Source organism: Streptomyces sp. MI02-7b (genome assembly GCF_033793585.1).
Lineage (GTDB): Bacteria > Actinomycetota > Actinomycetes > Streptomycetales > Streptomycetaceae > Actinacidiphila.
On sequence record NZ_JARAWX010000009.1, the window covers coordinates 228,898 to 247,584 of the forward strand.

The 18,687-nt window shown below is 71.0% G+C and carries 19 protein-coding genes and 1 pseudogene; 12 read left to right on the forward strand and 8 right to left on the reverse strand.

The features are described from left to right. The first annotated feature begins 164 nt into the window (after nt 1-164). Together PV364_RS17520 and PV364_RS17525 are read left to right on the forward strand one after the other, a co-directional pair. Nucleotides 165-1,112: a HAMP domain-containing sensor histidine kinase gene (locus tag PV364_RS17520; protein WP_319660943.1), complete on the forward strand. Its 948-nt coding sequence runs from the start codon at nt 165-167 to the stop codon at nt 1,110-1,112. Between the two features lie 2 nt (nt 1,113-1,114). Continuing rightward, nucleotides 1,115-1,774, forward strand: a complete 660-nt coding sequence (locus tag PV364_RS17525; protein ID WP_319660944.1) for a response regulator transcription factor — start codon at nt 1,115-1,117, stop codon at nt 1,772-1,774. Between the two features lie 194 nt (nt 1,775-1,968). On the opposite strand, the pseudogene PV364_RS17535 reads toward PV364_RS17525, so the two are convergent. Continuing rightward, nucleotides 1,969-2,177: pseudogene (locus PV364_RS17535) on the reverse strand (hypothetical protein); the annotation flags it as partial. Between the two features lie 106 nt (nt 2,178-2,283). Between PV364_RS17535 and tatA the strand changes: the two are divergent. Next, nucleotides 2,284-2,508, forward strand: coding sequence for a Sec-independent protein translocase subunit TatA (gene tatA, locus PV364_RS17540; protein WP_319661033.1), 225 nt, complete (start codon nt 2,284-2,286; stop codon nt 2,506-2,508). A 683-nt stretch (nt 2,509-3,191) separates the two neighbouring features. Here the strand turns inward: tatA and PV364_RS17545 are convergent. Next, a complete protein-coding gene (locus PV364_RS17545) occupies nt 3,192-4,100 on the reverse strand; it encodes an NmrA/HSCARG family protein (protein ID WP_319660945.1) in 909 nt (302 codons plus the stop codon). Between the two features lie 99 nt (nt 4,101-4,199). On the opposite strand from PV364_RS17545, the gene PV364_RS17550 reads away from it, so the two are divergent. Then, complete coding sequence (locus PV364_RS17550) at nt 4,200-4,760, forward strand: helix-turn-helix domain-containing protein (RefSeq protein WP_319660946.1); 561 nt, start codon at nt 4,200-4,202, stop codon at nt 4,758-4,760. A 157-nt stretch (nt 4,761-4,917) separates the two neighbouring features. On the opposite strand, the gene PV364_RS17555 is transcribed toward PV364_RS17550, so the two are convergent. Continuing rightward, nucleotides 4,918-5,880 (reverse strand): zinc-dependent alcohol dehydrogenase family protein, encoded by a 963-nt coding sequence (locus PV364_RS17555; RefSeq protein WP_319660947.1) that lies wholly within the window; start codon nt 5,878-5,880, stop codon nt 4,918-4,920. Nucleotides 5,881-6,042: 162 nt separating this feature from the next. Here PV364_RS17555 and PV364_RS17560 point away from each other — a divergent pair, with 162 nt between their 5' ends. Beyond that, the gene (locus PV364_RS17560; protein ID WP_319660948.1) at nt 6,043-6,684 is read left to right on the forward strand and encodes a helix-turn-helix domain-containing protein; all 642 of its coding nucleotides are present in this window, start codon (nt 6,043-6,045) and stop codon (nt 6,682-6,684) included. A gap of 118 nt (nt 6,685-6,802) precedes the next feature. On the opposite strand, the gene PV364_RS17565 is transcribed toward PV364_RS17560, so the two are convergent. After that, nucleotides 6,803-7,198 (reverse strand): helix-turn-helix domain-containing protein, encoded by a 396-nt coding sequence (locus tag PV364_RS17565; protein ID WP_319660949.1) that lies wholly within the window; start codon nt 7,196-7,198, stop codon nt 6,803-6,805. 160 nt (nt 7,199-7,358) lie between these two features. On the opposite strand from PV364_RS17565, the gene PV364_RS17570 reads away from it, so the two are divergent. Together PV364_RS17570 and PV364_RS17575 are read left to right on the forward strand one after the other, a co-directional pair. Then, nucleotides 7,359-8,090, forward strand: a complete 732-nt coding sequence (locus PV364_RS17570) for an alpha/beta fold hydrolase (RefSeq protein ID WP_319660950.1) — start codon at nt 7,359-7,361, stop codon at nt 8,088-8,090. Between the two features lie 539 nt (nt 8,091-8,629). Continuing rightward, the gene (locus PV364_RS17575; protein WP_319660951.1) at nt 8,630-8,785 is read left to right on the forward strand and encodes a hypothetical protein; all 156 of its coding nucleotides are present in this window, start codon (nt 8,630-8,632) and stop codon (nt 8,783-8,785) included. Nucleotides 8,786-8,935: 150 nt separating this feature from the next. Here PV364_RS17575 and PV364_RS17580 read toward each other — a convergent pair whose 3' ends face one another. Beyond that, on the reverse strand, nt 8,936-9,409 hold the full coding sequence (locus tag PV364_RS17580) for a VOC family protein (protein ID WP_319660952.1): 474 nt from the start codon (nt 9,407-9,409) through the stop codon (nt 8,936-8,938). Between the two features lie 502 nt (nt 9,410-9,911). Between PV364_RS17580 and PV364_RS17585 the strand changes: the two genes are divergently transcribed. After that, the gene (locus tag PV364_RS17585; protein ID WP_319660953.1) at nt 9,912-10,538 is read left to right on the forward strand and encodes a CGNR zinc finger domain-containing protein; all 627 of its coding nucleotides are present in this window, start codon (nt 9,912-9,914) and stop codon (nt 10,536-10,538) included. A gap of 120 nt (nt 10,539-10,658) precedes the next feature. Here PV364_RS17585 and PV364_RS41275 read toward each other — a convergent pair whose 3' ends face one another. Beyond that, nucleotides 10,659-11,552, reverse strand: coding sequence for an HAD family hydrolase (locus tag PV364_RS41275; RefSeq protein ID WP_415924568.1), 894 nt, complete (start codon nt 11,550-11,552; stop codon nt 10,659-10,661). 79 nt (nt 11,553-11,631) lie between these two features. Here PV364_RS41275 and PV364_RS17595 point away from each other — a divergent pair, with 79 nt between their 5' ends. The 4 genes from PV364_RS17595 to PV364_RS17610 all read left to right on the forward strand — a co-directional run bounded on the left by PV364_RS17595 (nt 11,632) and on the right by PV364_RS17610 (nt 16,591). Further along, a complete protein-coding gene (locus tag PV364_RS17595) occupies nt 11,632-12,033 on the forward strand; it encodes a RidA family protein (protein WP_319660955.1) in 402 nt (133 codons plus the stop codon). Between the two features lie 187 nt (nt 12,034-12,220). Continuing rightward, nucleotides 12,221-12,769 carry a GNAT family N-acetyltransferase gene (locus tag PV364_RS17600; protein WP_319660956.1) on the forward strand — a complete coding sequence of 183 codons (549 nt, stop codon included), beginning with the start codon at nt 12,221-12,223 and terminating at the stop codon, nt 12,767-12,769. Nucleotides 12,770-13,218: 449 nt separating this feature from the next. After that, entirely contained in the window at nt 13,219-14,853 is a 1,635-nt protein-coding gene (locus PV364_RS17605; protein WP_319660957.1) for an ABC-F family ATP-binding cassette domain-containing protein, read from the forward strand. Nucleotides 14,854-14,935: 82 nt separating this feature from the next. Next, complete coding sequence (locus tag PV364_RS17610) at nt 14,936-16,591, forward strand: ABC-F family ATP-binding cassette domain-containing protein (protein WP_319660958.1); 1,656 nt, start codon at nt 14,936-14,938, stop codon at nt 16,589-16,591. Nucleotides 16,592-16,679: 88 nt separating this feature from the next. Here PV364_RS17610 and PV364_RS17615 read toward each other — a convergent pair whose 3' ends face one another. Beyond that, complete coding sequence (locus tag PV364_RS17615) at nt 16,680-17,414, reverse strand: GNAT family N-acetyltransferase (RefSeq protein WP_319660959.1); 735 nt, start codon at nt 17,412-17,414, stop codon at nt 16,680-16,682. 231 nt (nt 17,415-17,645) lie between these two features. After that, nucleotides 17,646-18,488: a GNAT family N-acetyltransferase gene (locus tag PV364_RS17620; RefSeq protein WP_319660960.1), complete on the reverse strand. Its 843-nt coding sequence runs from the start codon at nt 18,486-18,488 to the stop codon at nt 17,646-17,648. Nucleotides 18,489-18,687 lie beyond the last annotated feature (199 nt).

Genomic DNA, 18,687 nt, shown 5'->3' on the forward strand with positions numbered 1-18,687 from the left:
CATCCGGTCGGCGGGTGGGTGCCGGCACCGATGGACATCCCCACGCCCGACCCGGCAGGCTGACCTTGAGAGCCCGAATGCCCCCTCGTCGGCAGCCGCCCCCCCACCGGGGAACCCCGGCCGGACACGGCCGCCGGCGCGGTGACGGGAGAAGAAGCGGTGTCATGCCCCTGTTCTGGCGGATCTTCCTGCTCAACGCCGTCGTGCTGACCGCGGCGACCGCCTTGCTGCTGGGACCGGTGACCGTCTCCACGCCCGTCCTGCTCACCGAGGCCGCCGTCCTCACCGCCGGACTGGCCGCGATGCTGATCGCCAATGGCATGCTGCTGCGCGTCGGACTCGCCCCGCTGCAACGCGTCACGCGGGCCATGACCACCACCGATCTGCTGCGGCCGGGCGTACGCCCGGCGGTCGGCGGTCAGGGCGAGGTGGCCGAGCTGATCACGGCCTTCAACGCCATGCTCGACCGGCTGGAGGCAGAGCGCGCCACCAGCGCCGCTCGCGCCCTGTCCGCTCAGGAGGCCGAACGCGGGCGGATCGCCCAGGAACTCCACGACGAGGTGGGCCAGACCCTCACTGCCGTCCTGCTCGAACTCAAACGCGTCGCCGACCAGGCACCACCGGCCCTGCGCGACGAACTCCGCCAGGTCCAGGACACCACCCGCGCCGGTCTCGACGAAATCCGCCGCATCGCCCGCCGGCTGCGTCCCGGCGTCCTCGAGGAACTCGGACTGGCCAGCGCGCTCAAGGCCCTCACCGGCGAGTTCACCGGCCCCGCCCAGGCCGTGCGCCACGACATCGACACCAACCTGCCGACCCTGAACAGGGACACCGAACTCGTCCTCTACCGCGTCGCCCAGCAAAGCCTGACCAACGCCGCACGCCACTCAGGCGCGTGCCGCGTCGACCTCACCCTCAAGCACACCCCCGCCGGTACGGAGCTGAGTGTCCGCGACAACGGTCATGGCATCCGTGGTGAGCCCGAAGGAGCCGGCATCAGCGGCATGCGGGAACGCGCCCTCCTCGTGGGCGGCGACCTCACCCTGGGCACCGGTCCCGACGGGGGCACCGAGGTGCGTCTGGTCGTTCCCCTCCGACACGGAGGAAGCTGACCATGCCCGAGGCCACCGAGACCCGCATCCTCCTCGCCGACGACCACCGACTGGTCCGCCGCGGGGTACGCCTCATCCTCGACGCCGAGCCCGACCTGACGGTCGTCGCCGAAGCCGGCAACGGCGCCGAAGCCCTCGAAGCCGTCCGCGCCCACGACCCCGACCTGGCCATCCTCGACATCGCGATGCCTCGTATGACGGGCCTCCAGGCCGCCCGCGAAATCTCCCGCACCCGGCCCGACATCCGCCTCCTGATGCTGACGATGTACGACAACGAGCAGTACTTCTTCGAAGCCCTTGCGGCCGGCGCCTCCGGCTACGTCCTGAAATCCGTCGCCGACCGCGACCTCATCGAAGCCTGCCGGTCCACCATGCGCGGCGAACCCTTCCTCTACCCGGGCGCCGTCAACGCCCTCATCCGCAACCACCTCGAACGAGCCCGGCACGGTGAACCCCCGCCCGAGCGGGCCATCACCGACCGCGAGGAGGAAATCCTCAAACTCATCGCCGAAGGCCACACCTCCCAGCAGATCGCCGACCTGCTCGTCATCAGCGTCAAGACCGTCGAACGCCACCGTTACAACCTGCTGCAGGAACTCGGCCTGAAGGACCGCCTCGAACTCACCCGCTACGCCATCCGTGCCGGACTCATCCAGCCGTAGGCCGCGTGAAAGGGCGCGGAACTCCCCCATCGCCCAGGGACGGTGGAGCCCTCGACATCGAACAGCGGCCCCGGCACCGAGTGCGGCGGACCGTGCCGCAGGTGAATCCACGTGGCGGGCAGTCTCCGATCGACGAACACCGACCGGTGCCGGGCACCTGCCCCGGCCGCACGCTGGACGGGTGCGGTGCCTGCTCAGACGGTGACCAGGGGCGATTCCACGGCGCCGGTGCGGCGCAGTTGCTGGCGGCGCAGGAGGCCGCCGCTGAGTGCGGTGATCCAGGACTGCCGCAGCACGAGGTACATCGGCTGCCGGTAGGGGATCTGCTGGGCGGCAGCCAGAGCAGGCAGCGCGGGGATGCGCGGTCCAGGCGGAAGGCATGGGCCGCGCAGGCCGCCTGGACGGCGGGCCGCCGTTGTCTGCGGGCAATGCTGGTCGCATACTTGCGCAAGCGAGCAATCCTGTACGAGGCGGCGGACCGCCTCTCGAGCGTGAGAGCGGTGGCAGCGATGTTGAGGAACGGACTGGAGCCCTGGCACCTTTTGCTGGTCGTGGTGGTCGCGATCCTGGTGTTCGGCTCGAAGAAGCTTCCGGACACGGCTCGTGCCCTGGGCAAGTCGATGCGCATCCTCAAGAGCGAGGCCCGGGCGATGAACGACGACGAGACGGTCGGGGCCCGGACGACAGACCCCGCGACGCCGTCCGCGACTGCGGGCCGCACTGCCCAAAGCTGAACTGGCCCCTGCGCCGGACGTGTCCGTGAGGCCGGCGTTCACCGCGGAAGCGGCGACGCCCGGCACCTCGCGTTGCTGACAGGGTCCCGAGCGGGGCGTCCAAGGCACGCACACACCCTGGCGCTTTCACCTCGCCCGTCGGGCACAGAGGCGCGACACGCGACGGAGTCCAGCCCAACCGTCGGCCGTACGGCAGCCCGTACTTCACGCACATCTGGCACTGCCACCCACAGCCTTCGGCGAAGCGCCTTGTCCCTCGCGGCCGTCCCTGACGCACGGTAACCGCGGCTGAGCGGTGCGCCACCGGATCACGCCGAACCCGAACACGGGTATCAGCCGGGCGGGGCGGGCATCGGGGCAGGACAACACGGCGGGCGCGTTCGGCACGGAGGTCCTCAGTGTCGGTGCTGCGCATCCCCGCGCATGACGGCGGTCGATGACGGGGCGGTAGACGGCGGGCGCGGGTCACGCGGCGCTGGACCGCGGAAGTCAGGACGGGGGCCGGACGGTGCGGCCGCCGATCCAGGTCGCCCGGTGCTGTCGAACGCCTGCACGGTACGGGAGCGGGTCGCCGGGGATGCCGCCCATACGGCGGCGGGCCAGGATCGGCGCTTCGGGTCGGCCTGGCAACAGGGAGCCGACGCCCTCGGCCTGACCCGGCAGGCTCGCAGCGCGGATCGGCGTCACCCGGTGTCCCCGAGGTGGTCTCGTGCCCAGGTCTCGAAGGTGGTGAGGGGCAGACCCAGGTCCTGCGCGAACTCGGGCCGGGCGGGCTGGGATTCCTCGTTGATGTGGGCCTGTGCGAAGCCCATCCCGGGCATCCCGGCGGCGGTCGCCTCGTCTGCCGTCATGTCGGGTGCGGTCAGCTCGGTGCCCAGCGTCCGGGAGAGGATCCCGGCGATGTCCGTCATGGTCAGGAAGTCGCCGGCCAGTTCGAGCTCCACCCTGTCGAATCGCTCCGGCGCGGCGATGGCCGCGGCGGCTGCCGTGCCGATGTCGTCGACTGCGATCAGGGACAGCCGGGTCGCGGGCTTCAGCAGGCTCACCAGGCCGCCGTCGACGCCGCGGGGGAACATGATCTGCGCGCTGGGGAGGAAGTTCTCCATGAAGAAGCCCGGCTTGATGAGCGTCCAGTGTGCGAAGCCGGCCTCGCGGACCCGGTCCTGGATCCCGGCCTTGGCGGTGTAGTACGGCTCCATCCAGGCCCAACGACCCTTGACCCAGCTGACGTGCTGCCCCGCACCGGAGACGGAGGTGTGCACGAACTGCGGGACCCCGGCTGCCCGCGCGCCGTCGATCAGGTTGCCGGCCTGCGCGACCTCGCCTTCGAAACCGCGGCCGTCCATGTCGGGCATCTGAACGGAGAAGACGGCGCGCGCTCCCGCGGCGGCCCGGCTCACGGAGCCGCGGTCGTCGAGGTCGCCGGTGACCAGTTCGACGCCGAGCGCCTCGACGGCCTTGGCCCGGGCGGTCGAGGGGTCGCGGACCAGCGCCCGAACGGGGATCCCCGCCCTGCGCAGGGCCCGGGTGGTGGCACCACCTTGCCGACCGGTGGCACCGACGACCAGAACAGGGGCGGAGTGGGTGGTCATGCTGCTCCTCGGATCGCGTCCCGAAATAAACGGCGGGGCCCGCCATTTATTTCGCGTACGATACGGAGGACCCCGCCACTTAGCAAGCACGGAGACGCCATGACGGTCCAGCGCGCTGACGCCAGGCGCAATTACGCACGGATCCTCGCCGTGGCGGAGGAGGAGGTCGCGGCGCACGGCGCCGACGCCTCCCTGGAGCAGATCGCCCGCACGGCCGGAGTCGGATCGGCCACCGTGCGCCGCCACTTCCCCAGCCGCCGGGCCCTGCTGGATGCCGTGTTCAGCCACCGGATCGACGCCCTCTGCGCCCGTGCCGTCGATCTCGCCGACGCGGACGACCCACGCGCCGCGCTGCTGGACTGGCTGGGCGCGCTCACCACGTACGCAACCACCGCGCGCGGCATGGCCGATGCGCTGGTCCAGGACGGGACGGACGACGCGGACCACGTCAATACCTGCGCGGTACGCCTGGGCAGCGCGGTCGATCCACTGCTGCGCCGTGCCGCACGGGCCGGAGCGGTGGCACCGGAGGTGACCACCGCCGACCTGGTCTCACTGGTCACGGGCCTCGCACTCGCCACGGAGCATCATCCGGACCCCGCCACCGAGGCGAACCGGCTGCTCGCCCTGACGGTACGGGGGATCAGCCCGCAGGGGTGAGAAGGCCGGCGAACCCGCGGTGGCGGCATTCCCCGGCGCAGAGCCGCAGCTCCGTCGGACGGTCTCCGGAGACTCGCGGGGCGGCTTCGGACGACGCGGCGGAACACCCCCTTCACGCCCGAGTTCCCCTGTTCCGTTGCCAGGCACCTGTAAGCGATCAGGGCACCAGCACGATCCTCCCGAACACCTCTCCAGCGTCCATCGTGCGGTGGGCCAGCGCCGCCTGGTCGAGCGGCAGCACCTCGTGCACGAACGTGCGCAGGTCCCCGAGCGCGGCATCGGCGAACTGGGACGCCCGTACGGCCTGCCGGTCGGCGCCGGGCACGGTGTCGGAGCTGAAGGTCGCGAATGACAGTGATCTGCGGAAGGCATCCATCAGCCGCATGCCGAAGTCCGCGGGCGGCTGCCCACCGACCACACCGACGGCCACGTACCGTCCGTTGGCGTTCAACCTGTCCAGGAAGAGGGGAAGCTGGGGCCCGCCCACGACATCGATCACCACGTCGAAGCCCGCCGGCGCGTCCTGGCCGCCCTCGCCGGAGCGGTTCAGGACGTGCGTGGCGCCCAGTTCCCTCAGTCGGGCACCGCGCTCGGCCGATGAGGTGGTGACCGCCACCGAGCCGGCGCCGTCCCTGGCTGCGAGCTGCACCGCCGTGATCCCGATGCTGCCCGCCGCACCGCGCACGAGCACCGCCTCCCCGGGCGCGAACCGGGCCCGCTCCAGGGCGAAGTGGGCGACCACGCCGGAGCCGCCGAGAGCGACCGCATCGGCGCCGGTCAGGCCTTGGGGCAGCGGCAGCACATCATCGACCGAGGCGACCGCTTGCTCGGCGTACCCACCGGACAGGCCGGTGAACGCCCATACTCGCCGCCCGATCCACGACGCGTCCACGCCCTCTCCCACCGCGGTGACGCCTCCCGCGACCTCGCTGCCGAGGAGATGGCCCGCCCGGAAGCCGTGGGCGGCGAGCGTTCCCCGGCGGATCACCGCGTCCACGCCGCCCACTCCGATCGCCTCGGTGGCGATCCGCACCTGCCCCGGAGCAGGAACCGGTACGGGCATGTCGATGACCTCCAGGCCATCAGGGTTTCCGAACGTCCTGATGACGACGGCTTTCATCTCTGCTCCTCGGGTCGGTGGACGGACGCACATGACTGCTGCGACCGTGGGTATCGAAGCGGTCCCGCCGCCGGGGCCACCGCCGGATTGCCGGGCCGGGGCGGCGACACCGCCATCGGAACGTAACGGACGCCCCCGTCCGCCTGGCCGAAGTGAGAGACGATGACCAGCCATGTGCCTCAGACCGTGCGCTCCGACGCCCGCGACAACCGGTCCCGCATCCTGGACGCCGCCCGCGCGGTCTTCGGCGAGGAGGGCCTGAGCGCACCCATGCGCGACATCGCCCGGCACGCGGGCCTCGCCCCCGCCACGCTGTACCGGCACTTCCCGACCAAGCAGGCACTGATCGCGCAGACCTTCACCGAGCAGCGCCGAGCCTGTCACGCCGCCGTCCGCGACGCGCTCACGGACGCGGACCCGTGGCACGGATTCCAGAGCATGATCCAGCGGATCTGCGAACTCCACGCACACAGCCGCGGATTCGCCGACGCCTTCATGACGGCCTTCCCCGAGACCATGGACTTCACCGCCGACCGCGAGCGAACCGTGCGCGCGGTCGCCGAACTGGCCCGCCGTGCCCATGAGACCGGCCGGCTCCGCGCCGGCTTCGTCGTCGACGACCTGATCCTCATGCTCACTGCCCACCGGGGCCTCCAGCACGCGCCCCTTCCGGCCCGGCTCATCGCCTCCCGCCGCTTCGCCGCCTACGTGATCGAGGCGTTCCGCGCCCCCGAGGACGGGAGCGCCCACGCCCTGCCGCCGGCACCACGTCTGCGGCACGCGCACTCACCCAGCACGACGTGAACCCGGCAACCCCCGGTGCCTCCGCGCCGGCCGGCTCCTCGCCGACCTCGGGATCCCAAGGGCCGGCCGTGCCCAGTGCGCCGTACCTGCCGGCCGGTGAGTGCAGCCCGAGCGCGGGTCAGGTGGACGGGGTGTCGTGGCGGGCGTCGTACACGGCGCGGGCGGCATCGATGTGCGTCAGGTGCGTGATGCTCCACTCCAGCAGGGGTGCGGTGGCTTCGCGCAGGGTCCTGCCCATCGGAGTGAGTTCGTAACTGACGTGCGGCGGCATGACGTTGAGGACGGTCCGGGTGAGGATCCCGTCGCGTTCCAGGCCGCGCAGAGTGACGGTGAGCATGCGCTGACTGATCCCGTCGACGGCCCGCTTGAGTTCGGTGAAACGGCGCGGCCCCTGGCTGAGGTTGCGCACGATCAGCAGCGACCACTTGTCGCCGACGATGCCGAGCACTTCACGCGCCTGGCACGGGTCCGCCGGCCGTGCCGGCTGCGACTCGCCGCCTGCTGGGCCGCTCATGGTTACCTCCACAGAACCGGGGCACCTCAATGTGCCGTATTGATCGGGGCGCGGCAGGTGCAGCACGATGATGCCGGTTCCTGAAGAGTACCGAGGCACGGACAGGAACCGTGATGTTCCCGCGCTCTCCACCCCCCGAAGAGGAAGAACGTCCCCCTCCATGTCAACTTTTCTGCTGGTTCACGGTGCCTGGCACAGCGGCCGGTGCTGGGAGCGGGTGGCCCCGCTCCTGGAGTCCGCCGGACACCGGGTGTTCGCGCCCTCGCTGACCGGCTACGGCGACAAGGCACACCTGCTCGCGCCCGACGTCGGTCTCGACACGCACGTCGAGGACATCCTGAAGCTCATCCACGAGGAGGAGCTGACCGAGGTGGTGCTCGTGGGCCACAGCTACGCGGGGCTGGTCGTCTCGTCCGTGGCCAACGAGGTCCCGGAACGGATCGCCCACCTGGTGTACCTGGACGCCATGGTCCCGGAACACGGCGAGAACGCCGTCGACGTGCAGCCCATGACCCAGAACCTGATCGATCTGGCCGCCCGGTCCGACACCGGCTGGCGCATCCCGCCGTTGCCCGAGATGCCTGCGCCTCTCGGTCTGTTCGGGGTCACCGACCCGGCGGACGTCGCCTGGCTGCGTGCGACGCTCTCCGACCAGCCGGTGCGCTGCCTGCAGCAACCGGTCCGGCTCGACAACCCCGCCGCGGACTCGGTTCCGCGCACGCACATCCACTGCGTCGGCGCGGAACCGGAGGGCATCGTGCGGCGGCCCGTCCCCGCGACGCAGCCCAACGGCTCCCCGGCGCGAATACGGGAACTTCCGACGGGACACGACTGCATGATCACCATGCCCGCGGCCCTGAGCGAACTGCTGCTTGAATGCGCCCTTCGGTAGCACCCGGACCGTGATGGCCCCCGCGAGCCCGAGTAAGGGGTCGCTGACGACATCTTGCGCGGGACGAGCGGGACACACACCGAAAGCGGCACAGCCGTGGATCGTTGGTTTCGGCTGTGGGCCGGGATTCACACGTGACGGCGCGACAGCACTCCCGGTCGAACCGCACCCCTCCCCGCGCCGTCGGGGCCGATCCCGCCCAGCCGCCACCAGTTGAACCGCTCCAACGGACGTGCTCTCGTGCGGCGCCGGATCACGTGCACACCGGAGGGGCAGGGCGGTGGCGGCGGCGGAAGCAGCTCTGCCTCCCCGACCGGCGCCGGCACCCCGTTCAGCTCCTCGCCCGTGGGCACTTCCGACGTGAACGGCCAAGTGACGATCAGTCACCATCTCCCGGACCTGACCCTCACCACGACCAGCCCGCTGCCCGACGCCACCCAGAACACCCCCTGCGGACGACCGGCGGCACCGGCAACCCCACCGCGACCATCACCGGAAACGACCGCGCCACCGCGCTCATCGGCACTCCCGGTGACGACGTGGTCCTCGGACTCGGCGGCAACAGCAACGACGCCCTCTTCGGCGGCGACGGATTCGACGTCCTGGACGGAGGCCCCGGCACCAACACCAGCAACGGCGGCCCCGGCCTCAACCTCTGTCCCCGTCCCCTCACCGGACCCGGCTGCACCCTGTGAGGTAGCCGACTGCAGCGCAGCAAACGAAGGGCGACGACCCACCGGGACGGCAGCCGGCCGCCGACACCTGTCGGCGGCCGGCTGCCGTCCGTCTCGGGGTTGCCTTCGGTGCCTCGTGCCTGCGGCGCAGGTTCTTGGGCTGTCGTCCTGTCAGCGGCCGGGGAAGCGCTGCGTGATCTCCTGGAGGACCCAGCCGTTCCCGTCGGGGTCACTGAAGGTCAGGAACGAGCCGTACGAGGCACGCTCCGGGTGCGGGCCGGCCAGTCGGCCCTGACCGTCGAGGCGGTGGGTGATCTGCCCGTTCTCGTGGCCGTGGTAGAGCAGTCCACCAGCGTCGTGGAACATGTCACTGACCCGGATGCCGCGACGGGAGAGGTCCGCGTGGGCCTCCTCGATGTCCGAGACGACGAGGTAGAGGCCCTGGGCCGAGCCCGGCTCGGCGGACGTCAGGCCCGTGCCGAACATGATCGACGCTCCGGAGCCCGGCGGTGTGAAGTGCACGGCGCGCCAGTGCTCGCCGACGGCCTTGTCGAGGTCCAGGCGGAATCCCACCTGCTCGTAGAAGGCCTTGGCCCGATCGACGTCGGATACGGGCAGCACAGTGAGTTCGAGCTTCATGTCCATGTGGAGGTCGTTCCTTCTTGATGTCGGCGGGTCTCACGAGCGTGAGGTACCGGTTGCCTCGGAGCCTGGGGAGGCACCTTGGCTTGCGGCCCCAGCGGAGGGCCGGGGTGATCTGCGGGACGGAGGCGCGTGAGCCCTGCGCCCGCTCGCCGGCGGATCTTCCGCTCCGCCCGTTCGCCGAAGCGCACGGGGCTGGCCTTCCCAGCGGCTCACCATCTCGGTGTTATGACCGTAGGAGATTAGATCGCAACGAGCAACCTTCTCGACGGTGACGGACATCCCATTCGGCGGGGATGTCCGTCACTCCACCGCTTCCATCAGGAGCCCGGTGCACGGGAAAGGGCCGGAGCGCGGCACGTATCACCGCACGGGGAGCGTTGCCCTGCCGGGACCCGGCGCTCACCCAGGAGGCGTACTGCCCACCAGGCAAAGTTGCCACTGATGCCGTTTTGTGCCTAACATTTCGGAGTCGCCCTTCCACTCCGCGAGGAGGCCTCCGGCCATGCCCTCATCCACCACGGAGCGCCGTCCGATGACGCAGCCGCCAGGGGCCGACACCTTGCTGCGATTCGTCAACACGCACCCTGCGGGCCCTCACCGACTCGCGGAGCGTTTCGAGAACGCGGCGACCCTGCGCGCGTGGCTGCGGGAACACGGTATGGACGCACCGGCCACCCTCGTCACAGACGCTGACGCGACCAGTGCCCGGGAGTTTCGCGATGCCTTGATCACCGTGCTGCTCGCTCACGCCGGAGATCAGGACATCACGCCGGGGATGCTCGCGGAGACGGAGGAATACCTGCGCGAGATGGCTTCGAGGTATCCGCTGATGACGGTCGTCACGTGCTCGGGGGCAACCCTGACGACCGGGCAGACCGGAATCCCCGGACTCTTCGGCTCGGTCCTGGCGGCCATCACCCAGCTCGCGATGGCAGGCACGTGGGACCGAGTGCGGGCATGCCGGAACCAGCCCTGTCATTTCTGCTTCTTCGACCGGACGCGCAACAGCTCTGGCGCGTACTGCGGCCCGAAATGCGGCTCTCAGGCGTCCATGCGCGCCTACCGGCAGCGAAAGAAGGAGCTGGCGTCCGGCGCGGACGCCGACGGCCGGCGCGATGCCGCCACCTGAATCGTGCCCGCCCGCTGGTCGCGGTCGCGGTCACAGCGCCGCGCCGCCTTGTCCGCCGGTCGCAGCGTGGTTCATGCCCTCGTATGCACGCTCGGCGGGGGCTTCTCGCGGACCAAGCGGTCAGCGGGCGGGAATACCGCAGGCCGCGAGTGCGAGGTGCAGTCGTTCCTCGGTCACCGTCGTCAACGGCGGGACGAGCAGGGTGGGGATCCCGGCTTCGACTGCCGCGCCGTCGTGGCTGGAGCGGTCGCCGACCATCAGTGCCTCTTCGGGCCGCACCCCGAGCCGGCTGAGGGCGACGCGGAAGATGGCGGGGTCGGGCTTGGACACGCCGTGTTCGAAGGACAGGACGAACTCGTCGACGTACACGTCGAGGCCGCGCTCCAGGAAAGCGGGGCGGATGTCGACGTGGATGTCGCTGACGATCGCCACTTTCAGTCCGGCTGCCTTGAACGCCGCGAGAGTGGGCGGGACATCGGCGGCAAAGGCGTTCCCGGCCGCATCGGACAGCGCCGTGTACATCTCCTCGGCCAGGACCGAGTCCGCTCCCGCGGCATCGATCCACCGATCGTAGCTGTCACGGTGCGCCGCGGCCGACAGGTCCGCTCCCGCCCAGCCCCGCACGACATGAGGGAGCTTGCCCGCGGCGCTCAGGGCTGCACTGACCCGCTGGACCTCCGCCTCGGACGAGTCACGCCCGAGTCGCCGCAACGAGTGTCGGATCCACGAAGCCCCCCTGGGCCCCGTCCGGGCGGGACCCCATTTCGGGACGATGAGTGTTCCGACCCAGTCGAGCAGGACAGCTTTGAAGAACGGCACGTCTCCCCCGTGGTCGTGCGGCTCGCGATCACCGGCGAGCTGCCGCCCGTCCGTGACCGCATCGCTCTCGCGAAGTCGCTGACAGCGTACTGGCGCCGATCTCGACACCTGCACCCAGCACTGCCTGCCGGCCTCCCGGCTCACGACAGGCCATGGCACAGGGGTCCGCCGGCGCCCCGCGTGGGGCGTCGTCACACTTCTGGGCCGGTTCCGGTCTCAGATGTCGCCCCCCCTGTCCACACGGACGGGCCCACAGGAGATCGAGGAGAGAGCCGTGACCGTCCAGTCCCAGGAATTCGCATTCGGTATGCCGTGGGAGTCGCTTTACGGATACAGCCAGGCCGTGCAGGCCGGTGACACGCTGTACATCTCGGGGCAGCTGTCGCACGAAAGTACCGGGGCCTTCATCGGGGAGGGCGACTTCGAACTCCAGATGCGCACGACCCTCGGCAATCTCGACCGGGTACTGGAGCACTTCGGCGCCACCCGCGATCAAATCGTCGAGACCACCATCCTTGTCAGGGGCCTGCGCGAGCATTTCGACACCGTCGCCCGACTGCACGCCGCGTACTGCGGTGAGCATCGCCCCACCAGCACGGTCATGGGGGTCTCGGACCTCGCGCTGCCCGCCCGGCTGGTCGAGATCGGGGCGGTTGTGCGCCTCGACGTGAGGTGACGAAGCAGCGCCGATAGGGGACTTGCCGTCCCGACCGACCAGTCTGGCCGGTCCCTGTGACGCGGAGGTGGAGCAACGACTTCAGGGGAGATGGACGGTGCCCAAGCCGCCAGGCCGGCACGCCCGACCGTCCGCCGAGGCCGTAAAACGGTGGACAGCCTTGCGGCACTGGGCGAGCATCTCCGCAATGAGCAGGGAACTTCTCTCCGTCCCCAAACGCGTCCGCTTCGTCGAGCTCAGCGCGAAGGCGCTCCGGGCGCTGGCCGAGGGGGACCTCGCCGGCGGCAGCGCCGAGGCGGGGGTCGCCCTCGACGAGTACTTCGTCTCCGACCGGGCCCGCGGGATCTTCGGCTATCGCGCCGGTCAGCTCGCCGAGGACCCGTCTGTCGCGCCCTGGATCGTGCGGGCCGCGGTGTCAGAGCCGGACGGGGCCGTTGTCGGCGACGCCGGGTTCCATGGGCCGCCGGACGAGGCCGGCATGGTCGAGGTCGGCTACACCGTCGTACCCGCGTACCGCCGCCAGGGCTATGCCCGCGCCATGCTGGCAGCGCTGCTCGTGAGGGCCGCCGCCGAACCCGGTGTCAGGACCGTTCGGGCCACTGTCAGGTCCGACAACGACGCCTCCCTGGCCACCATCGCGGGCTTCGGTTTCACGTGCGTTCGCGAGCGGGGGAACGAGCGCGACGGGCTCGAACTCGTCTTCGAGATCCCGGCCGACGCGATCCAGGCCGAATAGCAGTACGGCGGCGGTGGCATCGTGAGCGTCCTTGTCGGGCCGTGCCATGGGAAGGGCCGCACAGGTCGGGTGAGTTGTGAAGCCGGCCTGGGCCGTGCGGCCCGTCCCCATGGGGAGGCCGCCCGGCAGAGGCCATCGGGCGTGGCGCGCCGAGGTCCGTCCCCCCTACGCGGCAACCTGCGGGACCGCCGATCGCGATCATGAGCAGGGCCGGTCGAGAACACGGGACGGAAGCGTGTTGTTATGCTGGCCGCTGACACAGGACGAGCAATGAGGAGTCACAGACGTGGCGGGTGACGACGACATCTCCGGGTGAGACCCGGATCTGACGGCCACCGGCCGGCGCTCAGGAGCGCTGCCGAGGTGGTCCGTTTCGTCGTACCCCTTTCTCCCACGTCTGCCCAGGGCAGAGGTCTGCGCTCTGCCCTCGTACCTCCGAGGTCACTTCCATGTCCGACGTCGCTGTCATCTGCTCGAACGTCTCCTTCGCCTGGCCCGACGACACCCCCGTCTTCCACGACCTGTCCTTCTCCGTGCCCCCCGGCCGTACCGGCCTGGTGGCACCCAACGGCTCCGGGAAGAGCACCCTGCTCAAGCTGATCGCCGGTGAGCTGAAGCCCGCCACGGGCTCGGTGTCGGTGAACGGCACGCTCGGCTATCTCCCGCAGAGCCTGCCCCTGACCAGCGACCTCACCGTCGCCGAGGTGCTCGGCGTCGCCGCGGTGATCCGCGCGCTGGACGCTGTGGAGTCCGGGGACGTCGACGAGAGGCACTTCGCCACCATCGGTGACGACTGGGACATCGAGGAGCGCACCCGCGCCCAACTCGACCGTCTGGGTCTGGCCGGCCTCGCCCTGGACCGCAGCCTGAGCACGCTCAGCGGAGGCCAGGTGGTCTCCCTCGGGCTCGCCGCGCAGTTGCTCAAGGGCCCCGACGTCCTCCTGCTCGACGAGCCGACCAACAACCTCGACCTCCAGGCCCGGCACAAGCTCTACGACGTGCTGTCGGACTTCAACGGCTGTCTGCTCCTGGTCAGCCACGACCGCGCGCTGCTGGACCGGATGGAGCGCATCGCCGAACTCGGCAGCGACGAACTGCGCTTGTACGGCGGTACTTTCACCGAGTACGAGGAGGCCGTCCGTGCCGAGCAAGAGGTCGCAGAGAAGAACGTCCGCAACGCCGAGCAGGAACTGAGGCGGGAGAAGCGGGAGTTGCAGCAGGCCCGCGAGCGCGCCGATCGCCGGGCGAGCAACGCCGCGAAGAACCTGAAGAACGCCGGGCTGCCCAAGATCTTCGCGGGCAACATGAAGCGCGGCGCGCAGGAGGCAGCGGGCAGGTCCGGCACGATGCACGCCTCCCGGGTCAGCGATGCCAAGGCCCGCCTCGACGAGGCCGGGCGGGCCCTGCGCGAGGAGCAGCGGCTCACGCTGGAGCTTCCCGGCACCCAGGTGCCCGCCGGCCGCAACCTGTTCCTCGGCGAGGGCATGCAGATCCTCCTGGGCGACAAGGAGGTCTTCGCGGCGGGCGGCGTCGACCTGAGCGTCCGGGGCCCCGAGCGCATCGCGCTGACCGGGCCCAACGGCGCCGGCAAGACCACCTTGATGCGGCTGGTCACCGGGGCTCTCGCCCCGGAGAGCGGGGAGGTCAAGCGCAACGACGGGAGGATCGCGTACCTGTCGCAACGCCTGGATCTGCTGGATCTGGACCGCACTGTGGCGGAGAACTTTGCCGCGTTCGCGCCCGAGCGGCCCGAGGCGGAGCGGATGAACCTGCTCGCCCGGTTCCTCTTCCGGGGCGCGCGGGCCCATCTGCCGGTGGGTGTCCTCTCCGGCGGTGAGCGGCTGCGCGCCACCCTGGCCTGCGTGCTGTGCGCGGAACCGGCCCCGCACCTGCTGCTGCTCGACGAGCCCACCAACAACCTCGACCTGGTCAGCGCGGGCCAGTTGGTGAGCGCGCTCAACTCCTACCAAGGTGCCTTCATGGTCGTCAGCCACGACGAGCGGTTCCTGGCCGAGATCGGGATCAGCCGCTGGCTGCGGCTGGCCGACGGGGTGCTGCAGGAGACGGGGGCACCGGCGGTGTGAGCCGCCGACGTGTGACGTGGTCCGCGTCCGAGGCCCTGCGCCCGGCGGACCGAGAACCGATCACGCCAGGACGGTATCCCCCGTGCCCCAGCCCGCTCTGCTCGCCCACGACCTCGTCCGTGACCTCGGCGGACGCCGCGTCCTCGACGGCGTCTGCCTCACCGCTTCCCCCGGCCACCGCATCGGCCTGATCGGGGAGAACGGCGTCGGCAAGTCCACCCTGCTGCGGCTGCTCGCCGGCGTGGACGAACCCGACGCGGGAAGCGTCACCCGCCCCCGCGACGTCGGCTTCCTCCACCAGGAGATGCCGTTCGACGCGGACTCCACCCTCGGCGCCGTACTGGACGAGGCACTGCGCGAGGCCCGTGAGGACCTCGCCGAACTCGACCGGCTCGGCGAGGAGCTGGCCCGCGTGCCCGAGGACGACCCCGGCCACCGGGAACTCCTCGACGCCTACGGCAGACGCCTCGAACAGGCCCAGGACCGGGAGTCCTGGGACGCCGACCGCCGCGCCGCGCTGGTACTGGGCGGCCTCGGCCTGGGCGCCCTCGGCCACGACCGGAGCCTTCGCTCGCTCTCCGGTGGGCAGCGCGGCCGGCTGGCCCTGGCCGCGCTGCTGGTCCGGCGGCCGTCCGCGCTGCTCCTGGACGAGCCGACCAATCACCTCGACGACGAAGCCGCCGCCTTCCTCGAGGCACAGATCCGGTCCCTGCCCGGCACCGTGGTGGTCGCCAGCCACGACCGGGCGTTCCTCGACGCCGTCACCACCGACCTGATCGACCTCGACCCGGCAGTGGACGGACCCGTCCGGTACGGCGGCAACTACAGCGCCTACCTCTCCGAGAAGCACGCCGAGCGGCAGCGCTGGGAGCGGCGGTACGCCGAGGAGCAGGAGGAACGGGAGGAACTGCGCGAGTCGGTGGGCGTGACCGCGCACCGGGTCGCCCCCGACCGGGGCCGCGTCGACAACGAGAAGATGGGCTACGGCCATCGGGCCGGCCGGGTACAGAACTCCGTCTCCCGCCGGGTACGCAACGCCACCCGGCGCCTGGAGGAACTGGAGCGCACCCAGGTCACCGAGCCACCGCGCCCCCTGCGATTCGCCGCCGGGGACCTGGCGAGGCGGGGCGAGCAGAGCTCGGAGCCGCTGGTGGCACTACGGGACGTACGGGTGCCGGGCCGGCTGGCACTGGACCGCCTGGAGGTGGCGGCGACCGACCGGCTGCTGGTCACGGGCGGCAACGGGGCCGGCAAATCGACGCTGCTCGCCGTCCTCGCCGGACAGCTCCCTGCCGAGGGCGAGGTGCACCGCCGGCGCGGGGTGACGGTGGGGCTGCTCACCCAGGACACCGTGTTCAACCGGCCCGCACGTACCGTCCGCGACACGTATGAAGCGGCGGTGGGTCCGGCGCGGGCGGCGAAGGTGCCGCTCGGCTCGCTCGGCCTGATCCACGGGGCCGACCTGGACCGACCGGTCGGGGAGCTGTCGGTTGGGCAGCGCCGCCGGCTGGCGCTGGCAGTGCTGGTGGCCCGCCCGCCCCATCTGCTGCTCCTCGACGAACCGACGAACCACCTCTCCCCCCGTCTGTGCGACGAACTGGAGGAGGCGCTCGGCACCGGACCCGGCGCCATCGTGGTCGCCAGCCACGACCGCTGGCTGCGCCGACGGTGGCAGGGCCGGGAACTTCGACTGGCCCCTGAGCCCGACCGGCGGTCGAGCGGCATCACGGCTCCCTGACATCCATCACCGCCCCCCGTACGCGGTTGCTCCCAGCCGCGGGCAGCTGCGGTTGGAGTACCCGGTTCCGTACAGGGGGCGGATCAGGCTAGGCGGGGAAGGTGAAGAGGCGGTACTGCGATACTTCGACGAAACCGAATCGCCGGTACAGCGGCTCGCCGGCCGGGCTCGCGGCGAGTGCCGCCAGCCCCATGCCGCGATCCTGGCCCACGCGGAGCGCCGCCGCCGTCAAGGCTGTGCCGATGCCGTGCCGGCGGTGCGTGTCCGCGACGTGGACGATGAAGATCCCGGCCACGTCGTGGGCCGCGATCACCACGGTCGTCCCGACGACACGGTCCTCGAGGACCGCCGCCAGACGCACGATGTCCGCGTTGTCCCGACGTTGCGACTCGATCCGCACGATGTCGGGTTCGAGGCCCGGTGCGACGCCCATGGAAGCGCTGTACGTGCGGACCAGTTCTGGCAGCCGGCCGTGACCGGTCAGCTCCTCGATCCGCAGGCCGGCCGGTGGCTCGATCGGATCGACCGCCAGGTCGAGCGGTCTGACCATCACCGGGATCGTGGTGAGCTCCTTCGCGCCGCGCTCGGCGAGGGCGGACGACGTGCCCGCGGGGCTGTCCGGGCCGACCCACCACCACCAGGGCACTCCCGCGAGCCGGTCCCGCGCGTCGGCGGTGGACCGCTCCACCGCGTCCAGGGAGCGGACACGGACCACTCCGTTGAACTGCGGCTGGGCCAGCCCACTGCGGAAGTAGTCGAGCTCACCGTCAACGCGGTCCCCCGTGCCCCAGCCGGTCAGGTATTGCCGGAAGTTGGCGGTCACGGAGGCCATGGTCCCGGGGTGCCACAGGTCTCGCCGGCCGCTGCCCGGGGATGCGCCCGCCGCGAGCGGTTCATCAGTTCTGCTCGATGCGTCCGTCATGGGTGTTACCTCTGTCCGAAAGCCTCGGACCCGAACGGCCCGCGGGTGTCTCGTGGTGTGTCCGGCCGGCTTCACATCGTTGCCTCGCCGACCGTGTGATCCAACCGTGGGACCGTCCACTGATCTCGTATGTTAGGGCGCCAGGATGCGGTAGTCGGAGACGGGGCTGTATCCGATGCGCTGGTAGACGCTGTTGCTCGTCGGATTGGCGAGGTCGGTGAAGAGGAGTACGTGTTCCGCACCGGCGTCGCGTGCTGCTTGGGAAACGGCCGCGGTGACGGCGGAGCCGTAGCCCCGGCCCCGATGGTCCGGCGGCGTGTAGACGGGGGTGAGGCGAGCCGTGCCGGCTACCACCGACGTCATGGCGGCCATGGCCACCGGTTCGTCCTCTACCGTCCACAACCGCCAGCCGCCCCGGCCTATCCGCTCGTCGATGAAGGTGTCGAGATCCGCCCCGAGCGAGCCGGCTTCCGTGACGAAACGGGTGCACCAGTCATGGAGAAGCGCCCGGTCCCCGGCGGTCGCCGTCCGCGGTGCCCCCGGTGGTGCGACGCCAGGGCGCACGAGCTGGTCAAGACGGTAGAGGCGCAGGTGCGGCCCGCTCTTCGGCGTGGAGCCGGTGGCCGACTGCCATGCCTCGGAGAAGGCACGGACCGACGAGTCGTCGACCAGGAGCTGCGTGAACGGCTGCGCCCGGGTGGCCAGCAATCCGGCCAGGTGCGTTGCCGCGACCGGGGAAAGGCGGCTCGAGGTCAGCAGGTGCGGTGGCATCCACACGAACGCGGCCGTCGTGGCCGTCTCGTCCGGTTCCCGCCACCAGCCCAGCACCGCGGACGGGGTTCCGCCCCCGGACCGCAGTTGCTCGATCGTGTCGAGCCCGGAGAGCAGCATGGTGTGCAGGTCGGGATGTGCGGCGAGAAATGCCCCCGCCTCGGAGCGAAACACTTCGGGCTTGTCCGTGGTGAACCAGGTCACGGGGTTCGGTCTCCTGCTTGTGAGGGGGCGCGGTGGCAATGCACGGCGCCGCAGAGGTGGTTGGGGCTCCCAGCGACAGCGCGTGCGGCTGACGAGCCTTTTCGGGCCGGCCGGCCTCGGGCTTCGACGGGAGGCCGGGGCGCCCCGGCCCGGCGCGTCCCGGTCGGGCCCAGGGCGCGGGGGCCGGCACGCCCTCCGC

Bases quoted from the DNA above. Each gene is read 5' to 3' on its own strand.
- PV364_RS17570 (WP_319660950.1), top strand. From the start codon at position 7,359: ATGTCAACTTTTCTGCTGGTTCACGGTGCCTGGCACAGCGGCCGGTGC.
- PV364_RS17600 (WP_319660956.1), top strand. From the start codon at position 12,221: ATGAGCAGGGAACTTCTCTCCGTCCCCAAACGCGTCCGCTTCGTCGAG.
- PV364_RS17525 (WP_319660944.1), top strand. From the start codon at position 1,115: ATGCCCGAGGCCACCGAGACCCGCATCCTCCTCGCCGACGACCACCGA.
- tatA (WP_319661033.1), top strand. From the start codon at position 2,284: ATGTTGAGGAACGGACTGGAGCCCTGGCACCTTTTGCTGGTCGTGGTG.
- PV364_RS17565 (WP_319660949.1), bottom strand. From the start codon at position 7,198: ATGAGCGGCCCAGCAGGCGGCGAGTCGCAGCCGGCACGGCCGGCGGAC.
- PV364_RS17585 (WP_319660953.1), top strand. From the start codon at position 9,912: ATGCCCTCATCCACCACGGAGCGCCGTCCGATGACGCAGCCGCCAGGG.
- PV364_RS17555 (WP_319660947.1), bottom strand. From the start codon at position 5,880: ATGAAAGCCGTCGTCATCAGGACGTTCGGAAACCCTGATGGCCTGGAG.
- PV364_RS17520 (WP_319660943.1), top strand. From the start codon at position 165: ATGCCCCTGTTCTGGCGGATCTTCCTGCTCAACGCCGTCGTGCTGACC.
- PV364_RS17560 (WP_319660948.1), top strand. From the start codon at position 6,043: ATGACCAGCCATGTGCCTCAGACCGTGCGCTCCGACGCCCGCGACAAC.
- PV364_RS17580 (WP_319660952.1), bottom strand. From the start codon at position 9,409: ATGGACATGAAGCTCGAACTCACTGTGCTGCCCGTATCCGACGTCGAT.
- PV364_RS17605 (WP_319660957.1), top strand. From the start codon at position 13,219: ATGTCCGACGTCGCTGTCATCTGCTCGAACGTCTCCTTCGCCTGGCCC.
- PV364_RS17545 (WP_319660945.1), bottom strand. From the start codon at position 4,100: ATGACCACCCACTCCGCCCCTGTTCTGGTCGTCGGTGCCACCGGTCGG.
- PV364_RS17550 (WP_319660946.1), top strand. From the start codon at position 4,200: ATGACGGTCCAGCGCGCTGACGCCAGGCGCAATTACGCACGGATCCTC.